At 62.0% G+C, this 1,081-nt stretch carries 1 protein-coding gene; it reads left to right on the top strand.

Annotated elements, in window-relative coordinates; translation table 11 throughout:
* The first annotated feature begins 144 nt into the window (after positions 1 to 144).
* Positions 145 to 1,041: a peptidoglycan DD-metalloendopeptidase family protein gene (locus HU811_RS26995; protein ID WP_186659161.1), complete on the top strand. Its 897-nt coding sequence runs from the start codon at positions 145 to 147 to the stop codon at positions 1,039 to 1,041.
* Positions 1,042 to 1,081 lie beyond the last annotated feature (40 nt).

Raw genomic sequence — 1,081 nt, 5'->3', positions numbered from 1 at the left:
GTGGGAGCGAGCCTGCTCGCGATGGGGCCACCAGCGGCAATAGAGCCCTATCGGCCAACCCATTTTGAAACATCCGTCGACTACGCTGGTCCATCCAGCTGCTAGGCTGCAGTGCAGGCCTTCATTTCGACAGAATTTTTGCCCATGTTTTTGCCCCTGCTGTTTGCCTGTGGTCTTGTCCTGGCCTCCACCTCGGCCGTGGCGATGACGATCTACAAATCCACCGATGCCAATGGCGTGGTGTCCTACAGCGACCGCCCCAGCAAGGGTGCGCAGGTGTTCGTGTTCCGTGATCGCATGGTTGAACGTCTCGAGCGCCAGGTGTTTCTCGATATCAAGAAACAGAAGGGCGCGGACGCGGTGTTCGTGCGCAACGACCTGTACGCGCCTGTGGAGATCGAATTGAGTTTTGCCGGTCTACGCAACGTCAGCGGGGCACCGAGCCGGCCGATCCGGCGGGTGCTGCCGGCGCGCAGTAACCTGCGTCTGGCGCTGCTCACGGCCACGCACCCCGGAAAGCCTTTGGTGTACACCCCACGGTTCGAATACTCCCTGGGCGACCCTGCAGGCACGGCGCAGGCCTATCGATACCCGCTGCCGTGGCGTGGCGGTCCGTTTCGGCTGAGCCAAGGGGCCAACGGGCAATACAGCCACTATGGCCCGAAAAACCGTTATGCCATGGACATCGCCATGCCCGAGGGCACGCCGATCATCGCGGCGCGCGGCGGTGTGGTGGTCAAGACGGAAAATCACCAGACCGGCCGTGGCACCGACCCGTCGGGCAACTTCGTGCGGGTGCTGCACGATGACGGGACCATGGGTGTGTACCTGCACCTGCAAAAAGGCTCGGTGAGCGTGCGGGAGGGGCAACGGGTGATGGTGGGAACGCCGCTGGCGTTGTCGGGCAACACCGGCAACAGTTCAGGTCCGCACCTGCATTTCGTGGTGCAGCGCAATACCGGGTTGGGGCTGGTGTCGATTCCCTACCAGTTCAATCAACCGGTGGGAGACTTGCCCAACTTTGCGTTGGGCAAGCAATGAGACCATAAAGCAAAAGATCGCAGCCTTCGGCAGCGCCTAC

The organism is Pseudomonas tehranensis, from assembly GCF_014268615.1.
In the GTDB taxonomy this organism is placed as follows: domain Bacteria; phylum Pseudomonadota; class Gammaproteobacteria; order Pseudomonadales; family Pseudomonadaceae; genus Aquipseudomonas; species Aquipseudomonas tehranensis.
The sequence above is the reverse complement of the archived record's forward strand: the minus strand, read 5'-3'. Positions and strand labels throughout refer to the sequence as shown.